Below are 7,825 nucleotides of genomic sequence, written 5' to 3'. Positions count from 1 at the left end.
CCCGTGTCGCGTAAGCCACTTTGGCGACGTCTGACGTCCCGAAAGTGGCTTTCGCGACGTCCCCGGCAACCCCGCCGAGGCCCTGACCTGCGGAAAGAAAGCAAGGGACCTTTGCTACCACTTGCTTAGCAGGTGCAGCTGCCCTCGAAGGTGATGCTGTTCCCATCCTCCAGGCTCGCGCTGCCCGCGAACCGGATCTCGAACTCGCCGGGTTCGGTCAACACGATCTTCGGGCTCGCCGCCGAACCGTCGGCCCCGGTCTTCGCGGTCGCCGTCTCGGCACCGCCTTCGAAGACCAGCACGTTCTTCGGCCGTGCCGCGCGCACGAAGAAGTTCACCGGCACGTCGTCCGCGGGCTGACCGTTCTCCCCGACCACGCGTACCACGAACGGCTGACCGGGCGTCTTCGTCGACAGCCGCTGCCCGTTCCCCGACAGGATCGCGAGCGTCCGCACCCCGGCCGCCCAGGTGTTGGAGAGTCCGGACAGCGAACACACCTCCTGGTACAGCCGGGCCCCGACCACCGGCGACTCCGCCGTCAGGCAACGGGCCGTCGCCACGTTCGCCAGCACCACCAACCCGGGCAGCCCGGCGTTGCGGCGCCATTGCTGGTGACGGTCCTTGCCGTCGCACGCCACGAGTTTGACGCCGACCCCGTCGACCGGGCTGATCGCCGCCAGGCACTGTCCACTCGCGACATGCTTGTACGAAAGCGCGGCCTTGTCGTACACCCACTGCGCGTTGGCGTCCTTCGCGTCGGCGAGAGCGAGCTTGCCATCGGCCGCGGCCAAGGAGATGGTCCCTCCCCCGTCGGCGAGGTAGACCGGCGTTCCCGCGGGCTGAGCGGAAGCGGGCACCGCGGACAACATCACCGAGACCACCGCGAAGAACAGCACGAACCTGCGCAAACCTGGCCTCCATCGGGTCGGTCCGGATCTCCCTCCGAGCTAACCGCCCGGGACACCCGTCGCCAACCGGCACCACTCCATCGGGTCAGCCCGGCCTCAAAGCCGTCCGGCCGCCTTCAACGCGAGATACCGGTCCGCCAGCCGCGGCGGCAGATCCTCGGGCACGGCGTCGACGACCTCGACTCCGTGCCGCGCCAGCCGCGCGGTGACCTGACGTCGTTCGGCCAGCACCCGCTCGGCCGCGGCCGCGTCGTAGACGGCTTCCGCGTCGCCGCGGCCCGCCGCCATCTCGGCGACCCGGGGGTCCGCCACCGAAGCGATCATCAGCTGGTGCCGCGAGGTCAGCTTGGACAGCACCGGGAACAGGCCTTCTTCCAGCGGTGCCGCGTCCAGTCCGGTCAGCAGGACGACCAGCGCGCGCCGCCGGGTCCGCCGCAGCACCTCCGCGACCATTCCCCGCGCGTCGGTCTCGACCAGCGACGATTCGAGCGGTGCCATCGCGTTCACCAAGGCGGGCAACAACTCCGTCGATCCCTGGACCGCCGCGTGGACCTGCCGGTCGTAGGCGAGGAGGTCGACGCGGTCACCTGCCCGAGCGGCGAGCACGGCCAGCAGCAGTGCCGCGTCCATCGCCGCGTCGAGCCGGGGCGCGTCCCCGACCCGCCCCGCGGAAACGCGGCCGGTGTCGAGCACCAGCACCACGTGCCGGTCGCGTTCGGGACGCCAGGTCCGCACCATGACGTCGGACGCGCGCGCCGAAGCCCGCCAGTCGATCGACCGGACGTCGTCGCCGATCACGTATTCGCGCAGGGAGTCGAATTCCGTGCCCTGGCCCCGGATCAGCACCGCGTTGCGGCCGTCGAGCTGCTGCAGCCGCGCGAGCCGCGAGGGCAGATGCTTGCGGCTGTGGAACGGCGGCAGCACCCGCACGGTCCACGGCACGTCGTGCGAACCCTGCCGCGCGGCGAGCCCCAGCGGTCCGGTCGACCGGACGGTCACCCTCGCCGCGATCCGGTCGCCGCGCCGGGTCGGCAGGAGCCGCGTGGTCACGACGCGGCGTTCGCCAGGGGGCAACGTCAGCCGGTGCCGGTCGTCCGCGCCGGCGCTGGGCGGCCAGGCGTCCCGTAGCCACGCGCGCACGGGACGGCCGCCGGGATTGGCCACGGTGAGCGTGACCTCGCACGCCTCCCCCAACCGCACGGACGTCGCGCCGGAGCGCGCGAATTCCAACCGCCGCACGCTCCCGGCGAGCAGGAGATCCAGCGCCACCAACAGGAACAGCACCGCGGCGGCCAGCCCGATCCCAGCCCAGGAGGGCAGCAGGAAACCGACCACCGGCGCCGCGAGGAGCGCCAGCAGCCCGAGCCGCCCCGTGACGGCCATCAGCGCGGAACGGGCACGGACGCGAGGACCCGGTCCAGCACGCCGTCGGCGGTCGCGCCTTCGAGTTCGGCCTCGGGCCGCAGGTCGAGACGGTGCCGCAAAGCCGGGCGGGCCAAGGCTTTGACGTCGTCCGGGGTGGCGTAGTCACGGCCCGCGAGCCACGCCCACGCCCGGGTCGCGGCGAGCAACGCGGTCGCGCCACGCGGCGAGACGCCGAGCCGCACCGACGGCAGCGACCGCGTCGCCCGGCAGACATCGACGATGTAGGCGAGCACCTCGGGGCGCACGGTGACCCCGGCGACCGCCCGCCGCGCGGCGTCGAGCTGGGCGGCCCCGGCGACCGGGGTGACCCCCGCCGCGGACAGGTCCCGCGGGTCGAAACCCTGCGCGTGCCGGGAAAGAATGCCGAATTCGTCCTCACGGGACGGCATCGGCATGGTCAGCTTCAGCAGGAACCGGTCCAGCTGCGCCTCGGGCAGCGGGTACGTGCCCTCGTATTCGACGGGGTTCTGCGTCGCGATGACGATGAACGGGTCGGGCAGCGGCCGCGTCTTGCCGTCGCTGGAGACCTGACGCTCTTCCATCGCCTCCAGCAGCGAGGACTGCGTTTTCGGCGGGGTGCGGTTGATCTCGTCCGCCAGCAACAGGTTCGTGAACACCGGGCCCTCGCGGAACGAGAACTCGCCGCTGTGCGCGTCGTACACGATCGAACCGGTGATGTCGCCCGGCATGAGGTCCGGCGTGAACTGCACCCGGGTCGTCTCCAGGTCCAGCGCGGCCGCCAACGCCCGCACCAGCAGGGTCTTCGCCACACCGGGGACGCCTTCGAGCAGCACGTGCCCCCGGCACAGCAACGCGATGATGAGCCCGGTGACGGCCGCGTCGTTGCCCACCACGGCCTTTCCGACCTCGGTACGCAGCGCGATCAGCGCCGCCCGGGCTTCGGCCGCACTGTCCAAACCGGACTGTTCGGTACTCAAGACCGCTCCACCTCTCGTTCCACGACATCGAGTCCGTCCGCCAGCCGCACCAGCGCGGCGTCATCGGCGGGCGGTTCCCCGTACAACAGCGCGCCGATCTCGGCGGGCGCCCGGCCGGTCCGCGCGGCGACGGACTCCACGAGCGCGGCCGGTTCGGCGTCACGGGTGAGCCCCAGCAACGGCCGGAGCCGCGCGCGGGCCGCCTCCCGCAGGGTTTCCCCGGCATGTGCGGCGGCTTTCGCCTTGCGATACAACCTCGCCCGCCCTTCGGTGGCCTCCGCCGCGCGGACCACGACCGGGATCGGCTCGGTCACCACCGGGCCCAGCCGCCGGGAACGCCACAGCGCCAGCAGCACCACCGCGACCCCGGCCTGCAACGCGGCGTACGACCAGCCCGCCGGGATCAGCTCGGACAGCGGCTTCTTCTCGGTCTCCAGCGACGGATCGGCGGCCGTCGGCAGGTACCAGACCAGCCGCTCGTGCCTTCCGAGCAGCCGCATCGCCAGCGCCGCGTTGCCCTCGTCGGCCAGCCGGTCGTTGGTCAACGGGGTGGGCGTGCCGAGGACGGTCACCGTCCCTTGTGGACCCGGGACTTCGAGATACGAGCCGCCGTAACATTCCTGCGCCCGCGGCTGCGTCGCGGAATACTTCAGGCCGCCCATCGTCGCGGTCCCCGCCGCGACGGGATCCTTCGCCTCGCAGTCGGGCTCGCGGGTCTCGGTCTCCGCCTGGCCGGTCACCCGCACACCGGGAAGGATTTCTTCGACCGTGCCGGGGCTCGGCTGCACCAGCACGACGTGCTCGGCGTTCTGCCTGATCTCCGTGAAGGTGCTCTTGGGCACGTACTCGGGCCGGGTGATCAAGACCGTCGCACCCCTCGCGACCCCCTTGGCCTCGGCGGCCGTGCGCACGATCGGGATCTTGACGCCTTCCCGCTCCAGCAAGGTCGCCAGCGCGCGGCTGCCGGCGGGCTCGTACGAACCCGGTTCGAGCGCGCCGGTGGTCTGCTCGCCCCTGAGGAGCACGAGCAGCGTCCCGGTCAGCACGAGCAGGAGCACGACCGCGAGCGGGAGCCGCACCCCGCGCCAGATCCGGCGGGCGTCGGGCGAAACCGAGGTCATCCGGCCGCCAAGGCGACGGGCCTGGCACGACGGCAGCTTTCGTCCAATTCGGACAGTGACCGGTAGCCTGCCTCCGTGGCGGGGATCCCGCCGTAGTGGACGTCGTCGAACAACCGGGCGCCGGCGCGCAACGGAACGGCGACATCGGGCAGCAGTCGTCCGGCTTCGATGGCGGCCTCGTCCGCGGTCCGCCCGGACTTCTCGTCCAGCAGCGCCCGCTCCTCCAAGGACCGCACCACGGCACGGAACCGCTCGCGGACGGCGTCGTCGAAGTCGCCCCGCGACGCGGCCTCGTCGGCCGCCTTGCGATGTTCGCCGGACGCCTTGCGCTGCCCGGCGAACACGGCTCGTCCGCTCTTGGCCGACGTCGCCAGCGGACCGGACTTCAGCCGGATCACCACGACCAGCACGATCACCACGACGATCAGCAGCAGTACGGCGAAGATCCCGCCGGGTACCGCGCTGTCGACCGTTTCCAAGAAGCCCAGCAGCTTTTCGACCACCCAGTTGAACGCTTCGGACAGCCAGCTCGGCCTCGCGGCCAGATAGGCCTCGCCCGAGAGCTCCTCGGCGGCGCGCAGCCGGGCGGTGTCCCGGTCGATGTCGACCGGGACCTCGGTGAGGAAACGCGTCACCATGCCTGCGGCGGGGGCGGCGTCGCGATCCCGGCCGCGCGGGCCAGCTCGATGTCCATGCCCTCGCGGCGCATCCGCTGATCGATGTAGAGGATCACGGTGACGAGCGCGGTGAACGGGCCGACGATCGTCTGCGCGATCACCGTGCCCACCGACTGCAGGATCAGGTCACCGGTCGACGGCACGTACATCTGGTCCAGATCGCCGAAGATCGACAGGAAGGCACTGAAGCTGAACGGGATCGTGATGATGGACGCCAGGAAGGACGAGATCACGGTGGCCAGCAGCAGGATGCCGAAGACCCGCCAGAACATCCCCGACACCAGCTTCACCGACCGGCGGAACGCCTCCATCACCGTGCCGCGTTCGAGGATGAACGCCGGGCTGGCCAGCGCCCAGAAGGTGTAGGGGATGATCGCGGGCAGCAGGCAGAAGATCGCTGCGACCATGATCGCCAGCGTGTAGAGCACGGTCAGGCCGAGCAGCGGCAGCAGCCGCGGCGTCGCCTCACGCAGCGCTTCCTTGAAGGTGACCGGCTTGCCCAGCACGGCCTTGCCCATCAGCACGGTGAGGAATCCGGTGAGGACCGTCGTTCCGAGCAGGGTGGCGAACAGGCTGATGGACGACGACGCCAGCGTCCCGCCGAGGACGCCGAGCATCTGGTTCATCAGTTCCTGATCGGTGGCCGCCGGGCCGAGATCGCGGATCCGCTCGAGGTCGGCGGTCGTGTCGACCAGCAGCAGCCCGACCAGGTTGATGGCCGCGGTGAGCACGGCGGTGACCGCGGCGGCGCCGAACACCATGCGCCAGTACTTCCGCATGGCGGTGACCGCGCCGTCGAGGATGTCGGTCAGGTTCAGCGGGCGCAGCGGGATGACACCGGGCCTGCCGAGGCCGACCTTCCAGTTCGGGTACTGCTGCTGCGGCGGCTGGTACGACGGCAGCGGGGCAGGCGGCGGCGTCGCCCCGGACGGGGACTGCCACTGCTGCGCCGGCGCCGGTGGAGGCGGCACTTCCCCCCGCGGCGGCGTCGGTGTATCCGCCCGCGACTCTGCCGGTTCCCCCGCCTGCGGCTTCGGCGTCTCGGTGCCTTCAGGCCCGGACGGTCCGCCGGTCTCCGTCATGCGACAGCCCCTTACCCGTTCACGTTGCTTGCGCCCACTCTTCCAGAGGGTCCGACACCCAGCCAGAGCTGGGGGGACGACACTGATGGGTGACCGCTCGCCTCACGCTGGATACCCTCTGCAGCCGAGCTGTGGGTGGGGACACCGTTAGCTCGTTATGCTGAACATCGGGCCGGGTACCCCCGGTTCGCCCCTAGAACCGGGACCGACTTGATGACGCAACCGCCCCACGGCCAGTGGCCGCCACGCGGCGCCGTCCAGCCACCGCCGGTGCACGGCCAGCACCCTGCCCAGTGGCACGGAGCGCCGCACCACTTCCCGCCTCCGCCGCCACGCAGGTCCGTGGGCGCGATCGTCGGGATCTGCCTTGGCGCGGTCGCCGTCCTGGTCCTCGGCCTTGTCGCGATCGTTTCACTCAATCGTGACGACTCCGATCACGTAGCGAACGCGGGCTACAGCACCCTCCCGGCGACGTCGTCGCGGGCGGAACTGCCGCCGAGCGGGTCTTCGTCGCCCTCGTCCTCTACGAACCCGTTCCCGACGTCGCCGTCCAGGGCGCCGTCCTCGTCGAGCGGGCCGCAGAAGATCCTCAAGCTCGCCGACCACCCGATCCTCCAGGACCCCAACGCCGGCCTGCGGAACCGCGTCTGCACGCTGCCGCAGTGGCAGAGCAGCCAGCAGGCCGCCGAGGCGTTCTTCACGGCGGCGGGCAAATGCCTCGACAACGCCTGGGGCCCGTTCCTCGACGCCTACGACCTGCCGTTCACCCCGCCCGCGCTGCACTTCCCGACCGGGGCCAGCTTCGAGACCGAATGCGGCACGATCCAGGTGGGCATCGCGACGGCGGCGTACTACTGCGAGAACAACCTCTACGTGCCGTTCCGCGGTCTCCAGACCGACCAGTACGGCAACAACCCCGGCGTCTACCTCGCCCTTTTCGCGCACGAGTACGGGCACCACGTGCAGGAGGTCGCCGGGTTGATGGACGCGGCCTGGCAGAAGATCTACGACGCGGGCCAGAACAGCCCCGCCGGGCTGGAGATGTCGCGGCGCAAGGAACTCCAGGCACAGTGCTTCTCCGGGATGTTCCTCGGCGCGCACGTCGACCAGGGCGGCACGATCAGCCGGGACATGTACAACAAGGCATGGAACGACCAGGAGACCCGGGGCGACAACACCTCGCGCAGCCAGGACCACGGGACGAACGCGCACTACGCGTCCTGGTGGCGGGCGGGTGCGAGCAACAACCGGATCGCCGACTGCAACACCTTCTCGGCCCCGGCGAGCGCCGTTTCCTGACGCTTCACGGGTGAAGGCCCCTGGTCAGCCGGGCTCCCGCCGTTGCTCGCCTTCCGGTGGCCGTTCGCCGACGGATGCGGTGCCGTCGGCGATTTCGGCTTGCCCGGCCCGGCTGGTCACCGGGACGCACATGTCGCGAAAGCCACTTTCGCGACGTCTGATGTCCCGAAAGTGGCTTTCGCGACATCGGCCGCGGCCGGTCCCGGAATCAACCGCAGCCGGAAGCCCAGTGGACCCTGAAGACACCCGGACCTACCACTCACGAGGGCAGCACCGGCGATTTCACGTGACGGACCGGACGACACGCGTGATCCAGTGGACGACACGCGTGATTGGACGGACGACACGGGCGTGACCAGGGCTGCGGCCGCGTGT

At 70.9% G+C, this 7,825-nt stretch carries 7 protein-coding genes; 1 reads left to right on the top strand and 6 read right to left on the bottom strand.

What is annotated here, in order from left to right:
• Positions 1-125: 125 nt before the first annotated feature.
• The 6 genes from ACFVM3_RS23315 to ACFVM3_RS23290 form a co-directional block, all read right to left on the bottom strand.
• Positions 126-908, bottom strand: coding sequence for an RICIN domain-containing protein (locus tag ACFVM3_RS23315; protein ID WP_378441683.1), 783 nt, complete (start codon positions 906-908; stop codon positions 126-128).
• 96 nt (positions 909-1,004) lie between these two features.
• A complete protein-coding gene (locus ACFVM3_RS23310; protein WP_378441681.1) occupies positions 1,005-2,291 on the bottom strand; it encodes a DUF58 domain-containing protein in 1,287 nt (428 codons plus the stop codon).
• The gene (locus tag ACFVM3_RS23305; protein ID WP_378441679.1) at positions 2,291-3,271 is read right to left on the bottom strand and encodes an AAA family ATPase; all 981 of its coding nucleotides are present in this window, start codon (positions 3,269-3,271) and stop codon (positions 2,291-2,293) included. The genes ACFVM3_RS23310 and ACFVM3_RS23305 overlap by 1 nt, the downstream gene beginning before the upstream one ends.
• The gene (locus tag ACFVM3_RS23300; protein WP_378441677.1) at positions 3,268-4,392 is read right to left on the bottom strand and encodes a DUF4350 domain-containing protein; all 1,125 of its coding nucleotides are present in this window, start codon (positions 4,390-4,392) and stop codon (positions 3,268-3,270) included. The genes ACFVM3_RS23305 and ACFVM3_RS23300 overlap by 4 nt, the downstream gene beginning before the upstream one ends.
• Positions 4,389-5,030, bottom strand: coding sequence for a DUF4129 domain-containing protein (locus ACFVM3_RS23295; RefSeq protein ID WP_378441675.1), 642 nt, complete (start codon positions 5,028-5,030; stop codon positions 4,389-4,391). The genes ACFVM3_RS23300 and ACFVM3_RS23295 overlap by 4 nt, the downstream gene beginning before the upstream one ends.
• Positions 5,024-6,151: a hypothetical protein gene (locus ACFVM3_RS23290; RefSeq protein ID WP_378441674.1), complete on the bottom strand. Its 1,128-nt coding sequence runs from the start codon at positions 6,149-6,151 to the stop codon at positions 5,024-5,026. Before ACFVM3_RS23290 ends, ACFVM3_RS23295 begins: the two co-directional genes overlap by 7 nt.
• 213 nt (positions 6,152-6,364) lie before the next feature.
• On the opposite strand from ACFVM3_RS23290, the gene ACFVM3_RS23285 reads away from it, so the two are divergent.
• On the top strand, positions 6,365-7,450 hold the full coding sequence (locus tag ACFVM3_RS23285; protein WP_378441672.1) for a neutral zinc metallopeptidase: 1,086 nt from the start codon (positions 6,365-6,367) through the stop codon (positions 7,448-7,450).
• The last annotated feature ends 375 nt before the right edge of the window (positions 7,451-7,825 follow it).

Source organism: Amycolatopsis sp. NPDC057786 (assembly GCF_042797905.1).
In the GTDB taxonomy this organism is placed as follows: domain Bacteria; phylum Actinomycetota; class Actinomycetes; order Mycobacteriales; family Pseudonocardiaceae; genus Amycolatopsis.
This window is presented reverse-complemented; position numbering and strand designations above follow the sequence as displayed.